General features: G+C 48.2%; 17 protein-coding genes. 9 read left to right on the plus strand and 8 right to left on the minus strand.

Going from position 1 to position 19,110, the window contains the following annotated elements; all coding sequences use genetic code 11:
* Positions 1–78: 78 nt before the first annotated feature.
* From HMPREF3139_RS01425 to HMPREF3139_RS01455, 7 genes are all read right to left on the minus strand, one after another.
* Positions 79–1,422 carry an aldehyde dehydrogenase family protein gene (locus HMPREF3139_RS01425; protein ID WP_070459820.1) on the minus strand — a complete coding sequence of 448 codons (1,344 nt, stop codon included), beginning with the start codon at positions 1,420–1,422 and terminating at the stop codon, positions 79–81.
* A 79-nt stretch (positions 1,423–1,501) separates the two neighbouring features.
* Positions 1,502–2,161 (minus strand): MarC family protein, encoded by a 660-nt coding sequence (locus HMPREF3139_RS01430; RefSeq protein ID WP_070459823.1) that lies wholly within the window; start codon positions 2,159–2,161, stop codon positions 1,502–1,504.
* Between the two features lies 1 nt (position 2,162).
* Complete coding sequence (gene rodA / locus HMPREF3139_RS01435; RefSeq protein ID WP_070459826.1) at positions 2,163–3,314, minus strand: rod shape-determining protein RodA; 1,152 nt, start codon at positions 3,312–3,314, stop codon at positions 2,163–2,165.
* Positions 3,307–5,355, minus strand: a complete 2,049-nt coding sequence (gene mrdA / locus HMPREF3139_RS01440; protein ID WP_070459829.1) for a penicillin-binding protein 2 — start codon at positions 5,353–5,355, stop codon at positions 3,307–3,309. Before mrdA ends, rodA begins: the two co-directional genes overlap by 8 nt.
* A 4-nt stretch (positions 5,356–5,359) precedes the next feature.
* Complete coding sequence (gene mreD, locus HMPREF3139_RS01445; protein WP_070459832.1) at positions 5,360–5,860, minus strand: rod shape-determining protein MreD; 501 nt, start codon at positions 5,858–5,860, stop codon at positions 5,360–5,362.
* A gap of 4 nt (positions 5,861–5,864) precedes the next feature.
* Positions 5,865–6,707: a rod shape-determining protein MreC gene (gene mreC, locus HMPREF3139_RS01450; RefSeq protein WP_070459835.1), complete on the minus strand. Its 843-nt coding sequence runs from the start codon at positions 6,705–6,707 to the stop codon at positions 5,865–5,867.
* An 11-nt stretch (positions 6,708–6,718) separates the two neighbouring features.
* Complete coding sequence (locus HMPREF3139_RS01455; protein ID WP_070459838.1) at positions 6,719–7,756, minus strand: rod shape-determining protein; 1,038 nt, start codon at positions 7,754–7,756, stop codon at positions 6,719–6,721.
* 225 nt (positions 7,757–7,981) lie between these two features.
* Here HMPREF3139_RS01455 and gatC point away from each other — a divergent pair, with 225 nt between their 5' ends.
* From gatC to HMPREF3139_RS01480, 5 genes are all read left to right on the plus strand, one after another.
* Positions 7,982–8,272, plus strand: coding sequence for an Asp-tRNA(Asn)/Glu-tRNA(Gln) amidotransferase subunit GatC (gene gatC, locus HMPREF3139_RS01460; RefSeq protein ID WP_003685110.1), 291 nt, complete (start codon positions 7,982–7,984; stop codon positions 8,270–8,272).
* Between the two features lie 150 nt (positions 8,273–8,422).
* Complete coding sequence (gene gatA, locus HMPREF3139_RS01465; protein ID WP_070459841.1) at positions 8,423–9,871, plus strand: Asp-tRNA(Asn)/Glu-tRNA(Gln) amidotransferase subunit GatA; 1,449 nt, start codon at positions 8,423–8,425, stop codon at positions 9,869–9,871.
* 97 nt (positions 9,872–9,968) lie between these two features.
* Entirely contained in the window at positions 9,969–10,589 is a 621-nt protein-coding gene (locus tag HMPREF3139_RS01470) for a trimeric intracellular cation channel family protein (protein WP_004520129.1), read from the plus strand.
* 100 nt (positions 10,590–10,689) lie between these two features.
* Positions 10,690–12,120, plus strand: coding sequence for an Asp-tRNA(Asn)/Glu-tRNA(Gln) amidotransferase subunit GatB (gene gatB / locus HMPREF3139_RS01475; RefSeq protein WP_070459844.1), 1,431 nt, complete (start codon positions 10,690–10,692; stop codon positions 12,118–12,120).
* A gap of 81 nt (positions 12,121–12,201) precedes the next feature.
* A complete protein-coding gene (locus tag HMPREF3139_RS01480) occupies positions 12,202–13,206 on the plus strand; it encodes an FAD-binding oxidoreductase (RefSeq protein WP_070459847.1) in 1,005 nt (334 codons plus the stop codon).
* A gap of 237 nt (positions 13,207–13,443) precedes the next feature.
* Here HMPREF3139_RS01480 and HMPREF3139_RS01485 read toward each other — a convergent pair whose 3' ends face one another.
* A complete protein-coding gene (locus HMPREF3139_RS01485) occupies positions 13,444–15,552 on the minus strand; it encodes a LysM peptidoglycan-binding domain-containing protein (protein WP_070459851.1) in 2,109 nt (702 codons plus the stop codon).
* Positions 15,553–15,708: 156 nt separating this feature from the next.
* Between HMPREF3139_RS01485 and HMPREF3139_RS01490 the strand changes: the two genes are divergently transcribed.
* From HMPREF3139_RS01490 to HMPREF3139_RS01505, 4 genes are all read left to right on the plus strand, one after another.
* Entirely contained in the window at positions 15,709–16,368 is a 660-nt protein-coding gene (locus HMPREF3139_RS01490) for a class I SAM-dependent methyltransferase (protein ID WP_070459854.1), read from the plus strand.
* A gap of 43 nt (positions 16,369–16,411) precedes the next feature.
* Positions 16,412–17,239: a bifunctional DNA-formamidopyrimidine glycosylase/DNA-(apurinic or apyrimidinic site) lyase gene (mutM, locus tag HMPREF3139_RS01495; protein WP_070460049.1), complete on the plus strand. Its 828-nt coding sequence runs from the start codon at positions 16,412–16,414 to the stop codon at positions 17,237–17,239.
* Positions 17,240–17,303: 64 nt separating this feature from the next.
* Positions 17,304–18,089, plus strand: coding sequence for a 1-acylglycerol-3-phosphate O-acyltransferase (locus HMPREF3139_RS01500; RefSeq protein WP_070459857.1), 786 nt, complete (start codon positions 17,304–17,306; stop codon positions 18,087–18,089).
* A gap of 188 nt (positions 18,090–18,277) precedes the next feature.
* Positions 18,278–19,015, plus strand: coding sequence for a redoxin family protein (locus HMPREF3139_RS01505; protein ID WP_049348362.1), 738 nt, complete (start codon positions 18,278–18,280; stop codon positions 19,013–19,015).
* The last annotated feature ends 95 nt before the right edge of the window (positions 19,016–19,110 follow it).

The following is a 19,110-nucleotide window of genomic DNA, read 5'->3' on the forward strand; positions in this document are numbered from 1 at the left end:
GGGGATTTTGGGGAATTTTGCAAAGGTCTCAGGCCGTCTGAAATCGGGTTTTCAGACGGCCTGAGTTAATGCAACAGTTTATTTTTGCCAATAGGTTTTGACGTTGACGAATTCGTACAGCCCGAATTCTGATAGCTCGCGTCCATAACCTGAAGCTTTGACGCCACCAAAAGGTAGGCGCAGATCGCTGCTGGTGTGGCGGTTGATAAAGACAGAGCCTGCTTGAATTTTTTCGGCGTATTGCCATGCATTTGCCGTGTCGGCTGTGTAGATACAGGCGCCGAGGCCGAAAGGTGTGTCGTTGGCAAGTGCGACGGCGTGATCCGGATTGTTGGCGCGTAAAATCATGGCAACTGGGCCGAAGACTTCTTCGTGCCAAACGCGGCAGTTCGGGTTGATTTGATCCAATACCGTGGCAGGGTAAAACCAGCTTTCTCCCTCAGGGATATAACCGCCGCTCAAGCACTGCGCGCCATGTGCAACCGCATCTTGAACCTGCTCGTGTACGGTTTGACGCAGGTCTTCGCGGTGAAGCGGGGCAAGGGTAGTGTTCGGGTCTTTGGGATTGCCGGTTTGCAGTTTGGCGCATTCGGCAAGGAAGAGCGGGATAAATTGTTCGGCAATATCTTGGGTAACAACGATGCGCTTGGCGGCATTGCAGGATTGTCCGGCATCGCGAAAGCGCGAATAGCAGGCATCGATGACTGCACGTTGCAGATCGGCATCAGGCAGGATAATAAACGGATTGCTGCCGCCCAGTTCAAGGACGGTTTTTTTCAGATGTCTGCCCGCATGGGCGGCCAGCAAGCGACCGGTATGGGTCGAACCGGTAAATGCCATGGCATCGGTATCTTCAATGGCTTTAAGCGTGTCTTCATGGTTTAACCATGCGCCGATAAGCGGCAAACCTTTGGGGACGAGGTTGAAGAGTGTTTCGCTGACGCGGGCGACACTGGGCGCAGGTTTGACCGCGCAGGCATTGCCGGCACAGAGGGCAGGGATGGCAAATCGTAAAATCTGCCAAACAGGGTAGTTCCACGGCATGACTGCCAAAACAACGCCCAAAGGCTCGAAGCGGACTTGGCTGAGGCTGGCTTGAGTGGCGATGGTTTTATGGGCAAGCAGTTCGGGGGTAAGGCGGACGTAATAGCGGATAAGCTCGATGGATTTGCTGATTTCGGCACGGCATTCGTGCAGGCAGCGTCCGACTTCTTCGCAGACCATTTCATCAGGGCGTTCTTGGTTTTGGGTAAGGCTGTCGGCAAATTGTTGTAAGAGGGCAGTGCGCTCGATAATGCTTGATTGTGCGAAGGTTTGCTGAAGGGTTTGGAGGCGGTTTAATTCGTCGGTGAACTCGGTATAGCTTTGCGCCGGTCTGCGGTAAATGGTTTCTCCGGTGAAAACGTGGGTGCTGTGAAACATGGTTGACTCCTTTGTTTTTATGTTTTTATGAGGCCGTCTGAAAATGTTTCAGACGGCCTTTTATTGTGATGATTGTACTTCAAGCGACCAGTTGGGGGAAAATGGATTTTAAGCCGGCAACAATAATCTCTACGGAAATGGCGGCAAGCATCATGCCCATGATGCGGTTGAGGATGGTCAGGCCGGTAGTGCCCAAGCGTTTGCTGATGCGTCCGGCCACGACCAGAATGAAATAGCAAATCAGGCTGACCAAAAAGCCGGAGATGATAATTAGGGCAATATCGCTGTAATTTTTGGCGGCAGAGGAGTAAATGATGACGGTAGAAATACCGCCGGGACCGATGGTAATCGGAATGGCAATGGGTACGACGGCAATGGCTTTTTCATTGCGGCGGATTTGTTGCTCATGGTGATGCTCTTCTGAATTGGGGTCGATTTTGGGCTTGGCAGGATTATTGTTGCCGTTCATTAAGGAGATGGCAATCAGCAAAACCAGAATACCGCCGCCGACTTGGAAAGAGCCCACGCTGATACCAAGTACTTTCAACAAGATACCGCCACTCAGTGCAAAGACGATGATTACGATGAAAACGGCCAATGCGGCAGTACGCGCGATTCTGCGCTTTTCTTTGGTGCTGTGGTTTTGTGTCAGATCAAGATAGATTGAGAGCGCGCTGAAAGGATTAATCAGCACGAGAAATGCCACAAGCAGCTTGCCGATTTCTACACCCAGTTCCATATTATTCCTCGCTTTCAGTTAGGTCATCGTTATCCGCATTACGGCGGCGGAGGTTTTTGTGTTCGTTGGCAATACCCATCAGCAGGGCGAGCACCACCATGATGGAAAGTGTAGCCGTACCGCCGTAGCTGACCAAGGGGAGGGGGACACCTACGACGGGCAAAATACCGCTGACCATGCCCATGTTTACAAAGGCGTAGCAGAAAAAAGTCATGGTCAACGCGCCTGCCAAAGTACGACTGTAAAGGGATTGCGCTTGTGCGGCAATCCACAATCCGCGTGCCAGAATGATGAGGTAAACCAGCAGTAAAAGGATATTGCCAATCAGGCCGAATTCTTCGCCGAATACTGCGAGAATAAAGTCAGTCGTTGATTCGCGAATATAGTCTAAATGGGTTTGCGTACCGTTGAGCCAGCCTTTACCCCATACGCCGCCCGAGCCGATGGCAATCATGGATTGGATGATGTGGTAGCCTGCGCCTAACGGGTCTTTGGTTGGGTCGAGCAGAGTGAGGACGCGGGTTTTCTGGTAGTCGTGCATGCCGTAATTCCACAAGAGCGGCAAAGCGGCCACAAAGGCAATAATGGCGGAAAAAATAGCCTTCCAAGGCAATCCGGCAAAGAAGATGACAAAAATACCCGAAGCCATAATCAGTGCTGCCGTACCCAGATCTGGCTGCTTCAATATCAGGGCAACAGGAACAAGAATCAGAACGAGGGCAACAATATAATGTACCCATTTCAGACGGCCTTCATAGCGTTGGAAATACCACGCGACAGTCATGGGAATACCGATTTTCATGATTTCGGAAGGTTGGATACGGGTAAAGCCGAGGCTCAGCCAACGTGTCGAACCGTTGACGGTAACGCCGGCAACTTCGACGCCAATCAGCAGTAATACGCCGACAATGTAAACAGGTAGGGCAACTTTGGCAGCCATTTGCGGCTTGAATACGGCGATAATCCATAAAAGGACAAAGCCCAAAACGGTATGGATGGTTTTGTTTTCCAATTGGCCGAACTCTTGCCCGTCTGCAGAATAGAGCAGGAACAGGCTCATGATGTAGATGGCGAGCATGGCAAAAAACAGCCAAGGGTCAATCGGGGCCGCAATGGTGGATTTGAAATTTTTCCACACTGATGTGTTATTCATGATGAACCTCCGGCTGTGAGGCAGGGCTTGTCGGCGTCAGTCCGTAGGCAGATTGGAAAATGCTGGTAATAGGCTGATGCTTGTCCGTTGTTTCAGTTTTGGCTAAATCTGACTCAAGGCCGTCTGAAAACTGTTGCGGCTTGACGTGAAGCATATAAAAATCAGTCATTTCACGGGCCAATGGCGCGGCATACGCACCCCAGCCGCCGTTTTCCAAAATAACGGCAATGGCAATTTCAGGTTTTTCCAATGGCGCAAACGAGATAAACCATGCGTGGTCGCGGTGTTGTTCGCGCAGGGCTGCGGCATTGTAGCGGCCGCCTTGTTTAATTTGTACGACTTGGGCTGTACCGGTTTTACCGCCCATCGTATAGGCGAGTCCGCCACCGATACGGTGCGCCGTACCACCCGGTTTCAATACCTTTTCCATTGAGCGTTTGACGTATTCGAAGTTATCGGCTTTGAACGGAATTTGACGCTCAGGATTGGGGTTGATACGGGTAATTTTGCGCGCGCCGAAATCCAATACTTCTTTGACCAAATGCGGCTGATAAACGACACCGTTATTGGCCAGAGATGCTGTCGCATGTGCCATTTGCAAAGGCGTGTAGGCGTTGTAGCCTTGGCCGATACTGACGGAAACCATCTCGCCGGCGCGCCATTCTTTGGCAGTCGGGTCGGAAGATTTGGCAAAGCGTTTGGCTTTCCATTCGCGGCTGGGCAAAACGCCTGTGTATTCGCTGGGCAGGTCAATGCCGGTTTTCTGGCCGAAACCGAATTGCGCCAGATACGGAGAGGCTTTATCGATACCCATTTCGTAACCCAAACGGTAGAAGAAGGTATCTGAGGATACTTGAATGGCTTTGCTCAAGTTGGCCGAGCCGTGACCGCTGCGGACGGAGTCGCGGAAGATATGGCGGCTGCCGGGTATGCTCCATGCGCCGGGTGCAGGGACGATAGTGTTTTGAGTAATTTTGCCGCTTTCCAACAAAGCCATGCCCATAAAGGGTTTGAATGTAGAACCCGGCGGATAAAGGCCTTGGGTAACGCGGTTGATCAAAGGCTTTTTCCAATCGTCATTCAGCATTTTCCAAGTGTCGCTGTCGATGCCGTCAATAAAGAGGTTGGGATCAAAGGAAGGTTTGGAAACAAAAGCCAAAACAGTACCGTCTTGCGGATTGATGGCCACCAATGCGCCACGGCGGTCGCCCAAGATGCGGTCGGCTTCCTGTTGCATACGGATATCCATACCTAGGCGCAAGGTTTGCCCCATTTTGGACGGAACATTTTTCAATACGCGGACGATGTTGCCGTAAGCGTCTTTTTCGACTTCCTGATAGCCTGGAATGCCATGAAGCTGGTGTTCGTAATATTTTTCCAAGCCGGATTTGCCGATATGTGTACTGCCGCGGTAGAGGGCGGTCAGGCCTTCTTCTTCCAGCATTTCTTTGTCTTTGTCGCTAATACGGCCGATATAGCCTAAGAAATGGGAAGTCAGTTTGCCGTAAGGATATTCGCGGAAAGTGCGTGAATTGACCTCTACGCCTTTGAATTCGCGCAGATGTACGGACAAACGGGCGGCTTCTTCATCGGTCAGTTTGAGTTTGAGTGGGATATTTTCAAATTTTCTATAGCTTTCGCGGTATTTTTTGAAGCGTTTTAAATCTGTCGGCGTGATATCGACGTATTTTTTCAATGCTTCAATGACATCTTCCATCTTGCCTTCGATGCGGCTGGGAATAACTTCGAGCGAAAAGACAGGATAGTTTTTGGCCAAAGGAACGCCGTTGATATCGACGATTTCGCCGCGTACGGGCGGCGTTGGAATCAGGGTGATGCGGTTGCTCGATGCTTGACCGGAAAACTCGTTGTGCTGAGTCACTTGCAGGTAAAAGAACCGCGCCAGCAAGATGGAAAAGAAGATAACAATCAGGATAAACGCAACGAGCAGGCGCAACAAAGCGTCGGCTTGTGCTGCCTGAGCGGAAGGTTTCTTGATATGTTGACCACCGGAAAGACGGCGTGGAAGAGTCGGTTTCATCTTTTCAGTGGGAGCGGTAAATACGGGTCACAATCAACATTAGCTGGCTGAGTATCGGCCAAAGTAATGTGCCGACAAATGGGGCAACAAAGCCTTGCAAAGTGATGACCTGATGATTAAGGAACAAACGGGCAACAGTTAAGACGGCCTGATTGAGAAGCAGCGCAGCCAAGACAGCAGCCAATTGCATAATGTGGCCGTACAGCATGATCTGGCGGCGGTGGTTTAAAATGAAATAAGTCATCACGACGTAAGACAGGGCGTGCAATCCCAAAGTCGCGGCGGTTGCGGCATCGACAATCAGGCCGATGGCAAAAGCCAGTCCCATGCCTGCGCGTTGCGGTTGGTGCAATGCCCAATACAGCAGCATCAGTGCCGTCATTTCAGGCAGCCAGAAGAACCCGTCAAAGGAAAACGGCATAAAGTCCAGTATCATCATCACGATGAGACTGGCCGCCATAATGTGCAGCGGTACTGCACGGTAAGAATCGTCAAAATCGTTCATGAAATCAGCGTGGGGAAGAAGGGGCGGAAGAAAGTACCAAGACAAAACGGCTGCTGCGTAAAGCGGCTAAAGGCGTCAGTTGCGTATCGTAATAAGGCGTTCCCGATGCGCGGACAACCTTGCTGACGGTTGCAACGGGAATCCCCGCCGGATAAGTACCGTCCAAGCCGGAAGTCAGTAGAATATCGCCGGGTTTCAAGTCTGAGCCGGTTGGAAAATAGCGCAAATCCAAACCGTTGCCATTGCCGTATGCCAAATTGCGTTCGCCGGTGCGACTGACGGCTATGGGGACAATGCTTTGTCCGCCTGAAATCAGCCCAATTTCCGCACTTTGTGTGTGAACTTGTGTCAACAGGCCGATCAAACCGCTTTGATCGATGACCGCATCGCCAACTTTCAAACCATCTTGGCCGCCCTTGCCGATAATCAGTCTTTCGGAAAGCGGATCTTTGCCATTGGAAATGACTTCCGCACCGATAACGTTGTGAATGCCTTTTTGTTGCAAACCGTACAGTTTTTTTAATTCGCGCAATTCATCAGTATTGACTTTATCTCGCTGCAAATCAATTTTCAGACGGCCATTTTCTTCCAGAAGTTGGCGGTTTTGTTCCAAGAGCTCGGATTTGGACTGGGAGAGGTCGGCAAAATATTGATAAAGTTGAACAGGTTGATTTGCCAGCCATTGAACAGGATAGAGCATGGGCATTACTGCAGCACGTACAGGCTGCATCAATGAAAAGCGGTAATCTGCCACCATCAGGCCGGCAGCCAGAGCGATATAAACGACAAAACGAGGCAACAGCTTAGAGCCTTTTGCCTCGTCAAAGCGCAAAGAAGAGCGTTCCATAACCATCTACCTTATGGGTTTTCCGTGAATACGGTATCCCATTTGCCGATATAGTCCAAAGCCTTACCGGCACCATAGGCAACGCAGTTCAGAGGTTGGTCGGCAATACCGACGGGCAGGCCGGTTGCGTCGGCCAAGACAGTATCGATACCGTGCAGAAGCGCACCGCCGCCGGTCAGCATAATACCGCGGTCGGCGATGTCGCCGGCCAATTCAGGCGGAGCCTGTTCCAAAGCTAGACGAACGGCACGGATGATTTGATTTACCGTTTCACTCAATGCTTCACGGATTTCATCTGAAGTAACTGCCAAGGATTTAGGCGTACCTTCGGCCAGATCGCGGCCTTTAATGCGCATGGCTGTTTCGGTTTCAAAGCCCGAGGCAGAGCCGATTTGTTTCTTCAATTCTTCGGCTGTAGCTTCGCCAATCAAGACACCGCGATGGCGGCGCAGGTAATGGATGATACTTTTATCGAATTCATCGCCGGCTGCGCGGACAGAAGCAGAATAGGCCATGCCGCCCAGTGAAAGAATACCGATTTCAGTCGTACCGCCGCCAATATCGACAATCATCGAACCTGCCGCATCTTCAATCGGCAAGCCCGCGCCCAAAGCGGCGGCCATCGGTTCTTCAATCAAATGCACGCTTGCCGCGCCGGCGGCAAACGCCGAATCCAAAATTGCTTTACGTTCCACTTGGGTAGAGCCGCCAGGAACACAGATAACCACGCGAGGCGGAACCAAAGACCGTCCTTCGGTGGCTTTTTTAATCAACATCCCCAGCATACGCTCGGTGATCACAAAGTCTGCAATCACACCGTCCCTCATCGGGCGGACAATTTCGATATTGCGCGGCGCACGACCCTGCATCTTTTTGGCTTCCGTGCCCACTGCCATAATTTTACTTTTATTGCCTGCGCCGGATTGAATCGCAACCATGGACGGCTCATCCAAAACAATCCCTTTGCCGCGTACAAAAATCAGCGTGTTGGCCGTGCCCAAATCGATGGCAATATCATTGGAGAGGAAACGAGATAAAAGACGAAACATTAGGATTCCTGAAATTCCGGCCCAGTCCGGATGCTTTAAGCAGTATTTAAAATAAGAAAAACAGGTACACGGTTTTAGACGGATAAATGCGCCCTTAAAAGGCCGTCTGAATCAAAACACCATGCCAACCTGTTTGGTTTTCGGTTATAATTCTTCGCTTCATAGAAGACGAAATGCAATGATACCCCAAACCCAAGAGGCATTGCTATCAGACAAGGATTTTTTATGGCTTTAAGCTTAAATGATGTGGAAAAAATCGCAAAACTCTCGCGCCTCACTTTAACGGACGAAGAAAAAAACAAAACGCTTGCCGAGTTGAACGATATTTTCGCCATGGTTGAAAACATGCAAAGCGTCAATACCGACGGTATCGAACCCATGGCGCATCCGCACGAAGCCGCTTTACGCCTGCGCGAAGATAAAGTGACTGAAACCGATCATGCTGCCGAATATCAGGCTGTTGCCCCCGAAGTGCGCAACCGCCTGTATATTGTTCCTCAAGTAATTGAAGAATAAGGTTTCATACGGCCTTTGCTTATCGGCAAGCCCCTATTGCAAGGCCGTCTGAAAGGATTTTTTGTTCAGACGGCCCGATTTATTGATTTAAACGGATGTTTTCAATATCTGTTTTGAAAGCAAAAACTGTTTTATAGAAAGTACGGCACAATGACCGCTTACACGCTCAAACAAGCCAGCAGCCTGCTGCAATCCAAACAAATTTCCGCAGTCGAATTGGCGACCGAATATTTGGCCGCTATTGCTGCGAAAAACCCTACCATCAACGGCTACGTTACCATCGATCAAGATAAGACCCTTGCTGAAGCTAAAGCAGCCGATGCGCGTATCGCGGCCGGTAATGCAACAGCTTTGACCGGTGTGCCGGTTGCTTACAAAGATATTTTCTGCCAAACAGGTTGGCGCAGTGCATGCAGCTCCAAAATGTTGGATAACTTCGTTTCTCCTTATACTGCTACTGTGGTGCAAAACCTGTTGGATGCCGGCATGGTTACTCTTGGCCGTACCAATATGGACGAATTTGCCATGGGTTCGACCAATGAGACTTCGTTCTACGGCGCAACCAAAAACCCATGGAATCTTGAACATGTTCCCGGCGGTTCGTCAGGCGGTTCGGCTGCCGTGATTGCGGCGCGTTTGGCACCGGTTGCGTTGGGTTCGGATACCGGCGGTTCTATCCGTCAGCCTGCATCGCATTGCGGTATTACCGGCATCAAGCCGACTTACGGTACGGTTTCACGTTTCGGTATGGTTGCCTATGCTTCCAGCTTCGACCAAGCCGGCCCTATGGCGCAAACAGCCGAAGACTGCGCGATTTTGTTGAACGCTATGGCCAGCTTTGACGAGCGCGATTCCACCAGTTTGGAGCGCGACAAAGAAGACTACACCCGTGATTTGGACAAGCCGCTCAAAGGTTTGAAAATCGGTTTGCCTAAAGAATATTTTGGCGAAGGCGCAGATGCCGATGTTCAGACGGCCTTGCAAAGCGTTATTGATTTGCTCAAAGTACAAGGAGCGGAGACTGTTGAAGTTTCCCTGCCGCAAACATCATTGTCGATTCCTGCTTATTACGTTCTTGCCTCTGCTGAAGCAAGTACCAACTTGTCCCGTTTTGATGGCGTACGTTATGGCCACCGTGCGGTGCAATTTGGCGATTTGGAAGAAATGTACAGCAACACCCGTGCCGAAGGTTTTGGCAGCGAGGTCAAACGCCGTATCATGATCGGTACTTATGTATTGAGCCATGGTTACTACGATGCGTACTATTTGAAAGCGCAAAAACTGCGCCGTCTGGTTGCCAATGATTTTCAGACGGCCTTTGGTCAATGTGATTTCATTTTGGCGCCGACTGCGCCGACTGCCGCGCCAAAACTCGGCAGCGACATTCACGACCCTGTGCAAATGTACTTATCCGATATTTACACCATCGCCGTGAACCTTGCCGGTTTGCCTGCACTGACTCTGCCTGCCGGTTTCAGCGCAAACGGCCTGCCGATTGGTGTGCAATTTATCGGCAACTATTTCTCCGAAGCCAAAATTTTGGGTGCCGCACATCAAGTTCAGCTGAACAGCGATTGGCACACTAAAGCGCCGGAATAATGTTTTAGGGCCTTGATGATTCAAGGCCGTCTGAAAATAAACCATATAAAAGCGCCTGAATGTATTGAGGTGCTGCATATTGTAGATATTTAAAAACATGACAGCCACCGACTTCATTCAAATCATTGGGACAGCCGCGTTTGCCATTTCCGGCTATTTGGTCGGCTACAACAAGCGGTTGGATGTACTCGGTGTCGTCATTACTGCGTTACTGACGGCTGTCGGCGGCGGCATGATACGCGATGGCTTGGTCGGCCGGATTCCGCAAGTGTTTTTGCAAACCGATGCGCTGATAGTTGTATTTGCCACGCTTGCCATCGCATGGTTGATAAGGGTGCAACGTTATCGCAGCACCTATTTGGCTGCTGCTTTTATTATTGCCGATGCCATCGGTTTGGCAGCGTTCAGCATTACCGGCGCACAAATCGGTATGACCTTGCAGCTCAATTTGTTCGGCGTTATTTCTTTGGCTTTTGTGACTGCCGTTGGTGGCGGTATTGCGCGCGATATTTTGGTCAATGATGTGCCGATGATTTTGCGCACCGACCTTTACGGCAGTGTAGCCATTTTGATTGGCGGGCTGATTTATCTGTTCGGGCATTTGGGCTGGATTAATATTTTTACGTTAAACCTGCTCTTTGCCGGCGGATTGTTGTTTCGCCTGACTGCATACCGTTTCCATTGGCAACTGCCCGGTTTCCAACGCCGCAGGAAATAAACTTATCTTATCAGACGGCCTATTATGTTTTTTATTCAGGCCGTCTGAAAAACGAATCACTCATTTAACCGATTAACTTTTTTTCGACAGAAAGACCCTTATGACTTGGGAAACCGTAATCGGACTGGAAATCCACGTCCAACTCAACACCCAATCCAAAATCTTCAGCGGCGCATCCACTGCATTCGGTGCCGAGCCTAATGCCCACGCCAGCGTGGTTGAGTGTGCGTTGCCGGGCGTATTGCCGGTAATGAACCGCGAAGTCGTCGAAAAAGCCATCAAACTCGGTTTGGCTTTGGATGCGAAAATCAATCAGAAAAACGTGTTCGACCGTAAAAACTATTTTTATCCTGATTTGCCAAAAGGCTATCAAATCAGCCAGTTGAATTTGCCGATTGTAGAACACGGCAAACTGGAAATCGTAGTGGGCGATGAGGTTAAAACCATCAATGTTACCCGTGCGCACATGGAAGAAGATGCGGGTAAATCCGTGCACGAGGGTTTAAACGGTGCCACCGGTATTGACTTGAACCGTGCCGGTACGCCTTTATTGGAAGTTGTCTCCGAGCCTGAAATGCGTTCCGCAGCCGAAGCCGTGGCATACGCTAAAGCGTTACACGGTTTGGTAACTTGGCTGGATATTTGCGATGGCAATATGGCGGAAGGCTCGTTCCGCGTTGATGCCAACGTATCTGTCCGTCCGAAAGGTCAGGCAGAGTTCGGTACACGCCGTGAAATCAAAAACCTCAACTCTTTCCGCTTCTTGGAACAAGCCATCAATTATGAAGTGGAAGCGCAAATTGAAATCTTGGAAGACGGCGGTAAAGTACAGCAGGCAACCATGCTGTTTGACCCTGAAAAAGGCGAAACCCGTGTGATGCGTTTGAAAGAAGATGCACATGATTACCGCTATTTCCCAGATCCGGATTTGCTTCCGGTCATTATTTCAGACGGCCAATTGCAAAAAGCCAAAGAGCAAATGCCAGAGTTGCCGCATGAAATGGCGGCGCGTTTTGTTGTCGATTACGGCGTGTCTGACTATGATGCGCGCCTGTTAACTGCCAGCCGCGCTCAAGCCGCCTATTTTGAAGAAGCAGCCAAAGCCTGCGGCCAAGGTAAATTAACGGCGAACTGGATGAACGGCGAGCTTGCTGCTACTTTGAACAAAGAAGGTTTGGAATTAGCTGGAAGCCCGATTACGGCTCCACGCCTTGCCGAGTTGGTTGCTAAAGTTGCAGACGGAACATTAAGTAGCAAATTGGCGAAAAAAGCTTTTGAAGCAATGTGGGCCGAGCCTGAAGCAGGTATTGCCGAAATCATCGAAAAACATGGCTTGCAACAAATTACCGACACTGGAGCAATTGAAGCGATGGTGGATGAAGTGTTGGCAAATAATGCGAAAGCCATTGAGCAATTCCGTTCCGGCAATGAAAAAGCCTTGAATGCGATTGTCGGCCAAGTGATGAAAGCAAGTAAAGGCAAGGCCAATCCTGCTCAAGTTCAAGAGTTGATTAAAGCCAAATTAGCTTGATAGATAGGACAGGCCGTCTGAAAAATAGGTCTTATTTTTCAGACGGCCTTTATTTTTGATTCTAAAATTATTCTAAATACCATGACACATACTATTACCTTATCAGATCAAATAACATTTACGGCAAACGATGATGAAACCGTTCTTGCTGCTGCGACCCGTCAGAATTTAAATCTGCCCCATTCTTGTAAAAGTGGCGCCTGCGGACAATGTAAGGCCGAGTTGATGAGTGGTGAATTTGAAATGGGCGATCATATTGATAAAGCCATCAGCGAAGAAGAAAAAGCGCAGGGCAAAGTGCTATTGTGCTGTACTACTGCGAAGAGCGACCTGAAAATCAATGTGCAGGGGTTTAATCCGAATGCTTTGCCAGTGCGCACTTTGCCTGTACGTATCGAAACGATTGAAATCAAACATGATGTTGCTTTGTTGAGATTGGCTTTGCCTAAAGCCCCATCGTTTGCATTTTATGCAGGGCAGTATATTGACTTGTTGCTTCCGGGTAATATTAGTCGCAGTTATTCAATCGCCAATTCACCTGACCAAGAAGGCGTTTTGGAGTTGCATATTCGGAAACGAGAAAATGGCGTATGTTCGGAAATGATTTTTGGTGCAGAGCCTAAAATCAAAGAAAAAGGCATTGTCCGCATTAAAGGCCCATTGGGTACGTTTACTTTGCAAAAGGACAGCGATAGACCGATTGTTTTGTTGGCAACGGGTACAGGTTACGCACCTATCCACAGCATCTTGCTTGATTTGATTCATCAGAATAGCGAACGTCAGGTTCATTTTTACTGGGGAGCACGTCAGCAGGAGGATTTGTACGCATTGGAAGAAGCAGAAGCATTAATAGGCCGTCTGAAAAATGCGAAATTCTTGCCTGTTCTTTCTAAGCCTGATTCTGAATGGAAAGGGGAGAGTGGATATGTGCAAAACGTTGCAGCACAAAATTATCCTGATTTGAGCCAATATGAAGTTTATGCTTGCGGGTCACCAGCCATGACGGAGAATGCGCAAAGTTTGCTGACTCAAAATTGCGCTTTACCGGAAGATGCCTTCTTCTGTGATGCTTTTTCACCGGCATAGTGATGTGTATACAGGATTTATATGTTTGAATGCAGCTGTTAAGAGTAAAATTTGACGGCAATCTATTTGAAGAGGAGAGTGTGTTTTTACACACTCTTTTTTCTATGTGGAAGTTATTGCATGGATGTTTATGTCTTGAAGAGATAACTATTTTGTTATCAAAAATTGAATTTATAATTTATCATAAAGAAAAAGGCCGTCTGAATATTTTAGACGGCCTTTGTTTTGAAGCAAGTATTAGCTACCAATCAGTTTCAAACGTTGACCAGGGGTCACCGTACGTGTATTGCGGTTCCAACGGCGGATATCATTAATATCAACATTGAAACGGTTGGCGATGGTGTTCAAAGTATCGCCTTTGCGTACAGTGTAGGAAACGTTTTGAATCGGGTTGCTGCGGACTTTTGCCGGAGCAGCTGTAACGCGGAGGATTTGGCCTTTTTTGATATTGTTACCTTTGATGTTGTTGGCAATAATCAAATCGGCTACGCTCAAGTTGTAACGTTTGGAGATGTTAAACAACGTATCGCCATCTTCCACGCGGTGTATACCTGCTGCAAGTGCTGCAGTTTGTGTGTTTTGTTGGCCATTTACACGGGCAAGACGCGCATTGATGCGTTGTTGTTGTTTAGCGGTATTGGCTGCGATACGTTCTGTACGAGCGTTTTCAGCGGTGACAACAGTTTGAACTTGTTTGGTTTCAGGAGTCGCTTCAGCAACAGTCGCTGCAGGTTCCTCTGCAGGTCGGCTTTGTACCAAAGCCATCAGGTCATCATGCTCTTCTTGAACCGGCGCAGCAGCAACAGATTCAACTGCTGGAGAAGGGGCTACATCGTTTGCGGCAACAGTCGGTGCAGTCAAGTCGGCAGGGATAGCCGCTTTGGGTGCTTCTGCAACATTTGTGGTAGCAGGCTCAATAGCAGTATGGACCATGGCTACAACTGGGGCGGTCATTTCTATACTTGCAACTTGAGGCTGCTCTTTGGTTTCTGTTACCGCTACGGAAGTAACGTTTTCAGTTTTGCTGTGTGCAATAAAGTCAACCGGTTTAGTGGACTGAGGAACAACAGGTGCAACAATATTGGTCACGGTAGTTTGAGCGACTTTAACCGGTTCTACTGCGTTGGAAGCAATAATCGGAGACATGGCCGGCATATTGGATTGGTAAGTATCCGGCGTATTGTCTTTGTCAATAAAGTTAATAATGTCTTGGCTTTGGATAGCTGAGTTTTTAGCCACTAAAATGCTGCGGCCTTCAGAAATGGCGCTACCGCTCAGGCCATTGAGGCGTTTGAGTTCGGCTACGCTCATACCGGTATCGTTAGCAATGGCGTTAAGCTTTTTGTTGCCCAAAGAAGTATAAATATCCCAAGACATTAGGGTATCTGGATTGGCATTGCGGTAGTTCTTTTCAAATGCGGAAACCGCAGAAACCGGCAATAACAGGCGACGGTTGTTTTTAGGGATGAATACTGGAGCATTGAAACCTGGGTTGAGTGCCAACAGTTCGCTTTCGCTGATGTTTGCAAAACGAGCAATTGTGCTGTTATCAATAGGTTTGTCGATGCTGACAGATTTGAAATACGGCTGATTGCTGATTTCGCTGATATTCATACCGAAGGTTTGCGGATTGGCAACGATATTGCGGACGGCCAAAAGTTTGGGAACGTAGTTGCGTGTTTCGTTCGGCATACGCAGGTTTTCGTATGTCGGCTCCAAACCTTGCGCACGGGCACGGTTTACGGCGCGACCAACATTACCTTCGCCCCAGTTGTAAGCAGCAAGGGCCAAAGACCAGTCACCGAACATACCGTGCAGGTATTGCAGATAGTTCAGCGCGGCATCAGTAGCGGCGTAAACGTCGTGACGACCGTCATACAAAGGCGTTTTTTCCAAGCCGAAGTGGCGGCCGGTAGCCGGCATAAATTGCCACAGGCCGGATGCGCCGACGTGTGATTTGGCTTTGGTTAAAAATGCGCTTTCAATGAAAGGCAACAAAGCGATTTCAGCAGGCATATTGCGCTTTTTAACTTCATTGGCAATATGGTACATATAAGGTTTGCTGCGGGAGATGGTGCGGTCGAAATATGCACTGTTTGCAGCAAATTTGTTTTCATGGCGGCGAACCAGTTCTGTGTTGACTTCGTTAATGCGGAAGTCTTTACGTAATGATGCCCACAAGCTACCAGAGCCGAAGGTTTGTGTTTTGGCTTGGTCGAGCAGGGAAGAGTTGAGGCGCATCATTGCCATGCCGACTTGGTTGGGCGTAGCGTTTTGCGCGTAGGCTGTGGCGGAAACTGCCGACAGGCTTGAAACGGTCAGAACGATGGTTTTTAGTTTTGCCATAGTAAATAGAGTTATCAAATATATAATAAAATTTTGTCCTTTCGATGGTATCGTTTCAGCATTCAAACGTCAAGTCGGGCAGGGAATTTGCGTGTATGATGTGGTCGTGGTGTTAAAATTCTGTCACACAAGTCGGGATGCATAGGAGAGCATTTAATGGAAACTTTTTTTATGCAAACGCCAATGGGGCAATATCTTGCTCAAAAAGAGGCGGATTTTTTCAGACGGCATTTGCAATATTTGAATAGGCAAGTGGCGGTTCAATTGGACGGTGTATGGCAGAGGCCGTCTGAAAATATGATTGTGGTACCGCGCGATGTGCTGATGGATGCTGAAATGTTGGCATTTGAAACGCATTCCGTGGATGTATTATTGATGCCCCATCTTTTGGAAATTTCATCTGCCGATTTGGTGTTGCAAGAGGCATTTAGGATATTAAAACCCGAGGGCAGGTTGATTTTAACGGGGTTTAACCTTAAATCTTTGTGGGGGTTGAGCTCGTGGTTTGATGGTAAAAGACTGCCTATGAAATCTCAATGCTTGGCTCTGGCTGAGTTGAAACGAAAAACTGCCGCTATTGGTTTTGAAATGGAATATGGGCAGTTTATGGATTATCTGCCTGCTGTGAATTCATCATCTGCTTTGAAGTTTTGGCAGTTTATGGAAAAGGCAGGGGATAGGTGGTGGCCGCAGTGTGCGGCGGTGTATGGTGTGGTTTTAACGAAACATTTGATTGGTGTCCATCCTTTGCCTGAATTGGAATCTGCATTCGATGGCAATACGGTTGCTTTAAGTACGGCACGTTTGGCCGAATAGTTTTCAGACGGCCTATATATAATGATGAATTTGGAGAATAATGATGCCTGAATTACCTGAGGTAGAAACGACTTTACGCGGAATCGCGCCGCATATTGATGGCAAAAAGATAGAAAAAGTCATTATTCGCCAGTTTAAATTGAGATGGCCTATCCATCCGAACTTGGCGCAAATTTTGGCCGGGCGCAAAGTTTTGGCATGCAACCGGCGTGCGAAGTATTTGATTGTTACTTTTGAAACGGGTATTTTACTTATGCATTTGGGTATGTCCGGCAGTTTGCGGATTTTTACCGCCGATGATGAGCGCATCGCCACGCCGGATAAACATGATCATTTAGATTTTGTATTTGATGACGGTACCGTATTGCGTTATCACGATCCGCGTAAATTTGGTGCGGTATTGTGGTATGAGGGTATTGCCGAGCATCATCCGCTGTTGGAAAAGTTGGGACCGGAGCCGCTCTCGGATGATTTTGATGCAAATTACCTGTATCAGAAATTGAAAACCCAAAAGCGTGCAGTCAAATTAGCGCTGATGGATAATGCAGTGGTGGTTGGTGTCGGTAATATTTATGCGAATGAAAGTCTGTTTAAGGCAGGTATTTCGCCATTGCGTCCGGCGAATAAGCTGACCAAGAAAGAATGCGCATTATTGGTGGAAACCGTTAAAGCGGTTCTGCTGAGGGCGATTGAAACGGGCGGCAGTACACTGCGAGACTTCGTTAATAGCGATGGAAAAAGCGGCTACTTTCAGCAGGAATATACGGTCTATGGCCGCCACAATGAGCCTTGTGTCCAATGTGGCGGGTTGATTTTTAAAGAAACTTTGGGGCAGCGTGGAACATTTTATTGTCCAAATTGCCAGAAATAGTTTCAGACGGCCTTAAATGTCAGAGGCCGTCTGAACATAATGAACACAATACAGAAGAAATTTTATGTCTAAACAAAAAGCTCCTTTTTTTAAACGTCTGAGCCGACTTTGCCGTTTGGCAGCTTGGTTATTCAGAACCGGCCGGGATTTGCGTGCCATTGATGGCAACAATGCAGAGGAACGCAATCATGCTGTGGTTGTTTTGGGAAAAGGTGCGTTGGATGCTTTGGATATCGAATTGGAAATCGGCGTACCGCCTCAAGGAAATGTGAGTGGTACTTTGGTGGTGGCCAACCATGTGTCTTGGTTGGATATTTTTGCCATGAGCGCCGTTTATCCGAGCAGTTTTATTGCGAAACAGGAAATCAGCGGTTGGCCGGTTTTGGGGAAAATGGGTAAAAATGCCGGCACGGTGTTTATCAATCGCAATTCCCGCCGTGATGTCGAGCCGATTAATCAGGCGATTTGTGCAGCATTGAAAGCAGGGCAGAATGTCAGCTTCTTCCCTGAGGCGCGTACTTCTTCCGGCTTGGGTATTTTGCCGTTTAAAGCTGCCCTGTTCCAATCGGCTATTGATGCGAAAGCGCCGATTCAGGCGGTAACTTTGCGATATTATGATGACGAAGGACAACGGACGGATCTGCCATCCTATGCGGAGGTAAACCTGCTTCAATCTTTATGGCGCATTGTTTCTATGAAGAAAATCTGTATCCGCTTGGATTTCTCGCCTCAGTACAAACCGACAGATATGCCTGATAAAGACCGCTATGCTTTGAAGGATATTGCGGAAACAGCCATCGGCGAAATTGTGGCTTCGGATTCTCCCGTTCAGCCCTTACCTAAAAAATAATTTCAGTCAGGTACTTGTTTTATTTCAGATGGCCTTCATTTAGAGGAATAGCTGTTCTCGATTTAATTGAGTTGATAGTTTGATGTAATTAATATTATTTGAACTATAAATTATACAAATCGATAGGCCTGCATTAAAATGCAAGCATTGATTCATTTCTCAAACCCGAATTTTTAAGGAGCTTAAAAATGGCTTTGCAAGATCGTACCGGTCAAAAAGTACCTTCCGTAGTATTCCGCACTCGCGTTGGCGACACTTGGAAAGATGTTTCTACTGATGATTTGTTCAAAGGCAAAAAAGTAGTCGTGTTCTCTCTGCCTGGCGCATTTACTCCAACTTGCTCTTCTTCTCACCTGCCACGCTACAACGAATTGTTTGGCGCGTTCAAAGAAAACGGTGTTGACGCAATCTACTGCGTATCTGTAAACGACACTTTCGTAATGAACGCTTGGGCTGCTGAAGAAGAAGCTGACAACATCTACATGATTCCTGATGGTAATGGTGAATTCACTGAAGGCATGGGCATGTTGGTTGGCAAAGAAGACTTGGGCTTCGGCAAACGCTCTTGGCGTTACTCCATGCTGGTTAACGACGGCGTGATTGAAAAAATGTTTATCGAACCTGAAGAGCCAGGCGATCCTTTCAAAGTGTCTGACGCTGACACTATGTTGAAATACATTGCTCCTGACTGGAAAGCTCAAGAGTCTGTTGCCATCTTCACCAAACCTGGCTGCCAATTCTGTGCTAAAGCTAAAAAAGCTCTGCAAGACAAAGGCTTGTCTTACGAAGAAATCGTATTGGGCAAAGATGCAACTGTTACTTCCGTACGCGCTATTACCGGCAAGATGACTGCTCCTCAAGTATTCATCGGCGGTAAATACATCGGTGGCAGCGAAGACTTGGAAGCTTACTTGGCTAAAAACTAATTGCCTGTATGCTTAAGACGGCTTGAAAAGGCCGTCTGAAAGACCCAAATATAGAGTTATTCAGACGACGTTTGCAAATCGGCGTTCTGAATAAC

It is taken from the genome of Neisseria sp. HMSC15G01, from assembly GCF_001808255.1.
In the GTDB taxonomy this organism is placed as follows: Bacteria; Pseudomonadota; Gammaproteobacteria; order Burkholderiales; family Neisseriaceae; genus Neisseria; species Neisseria subflava_A.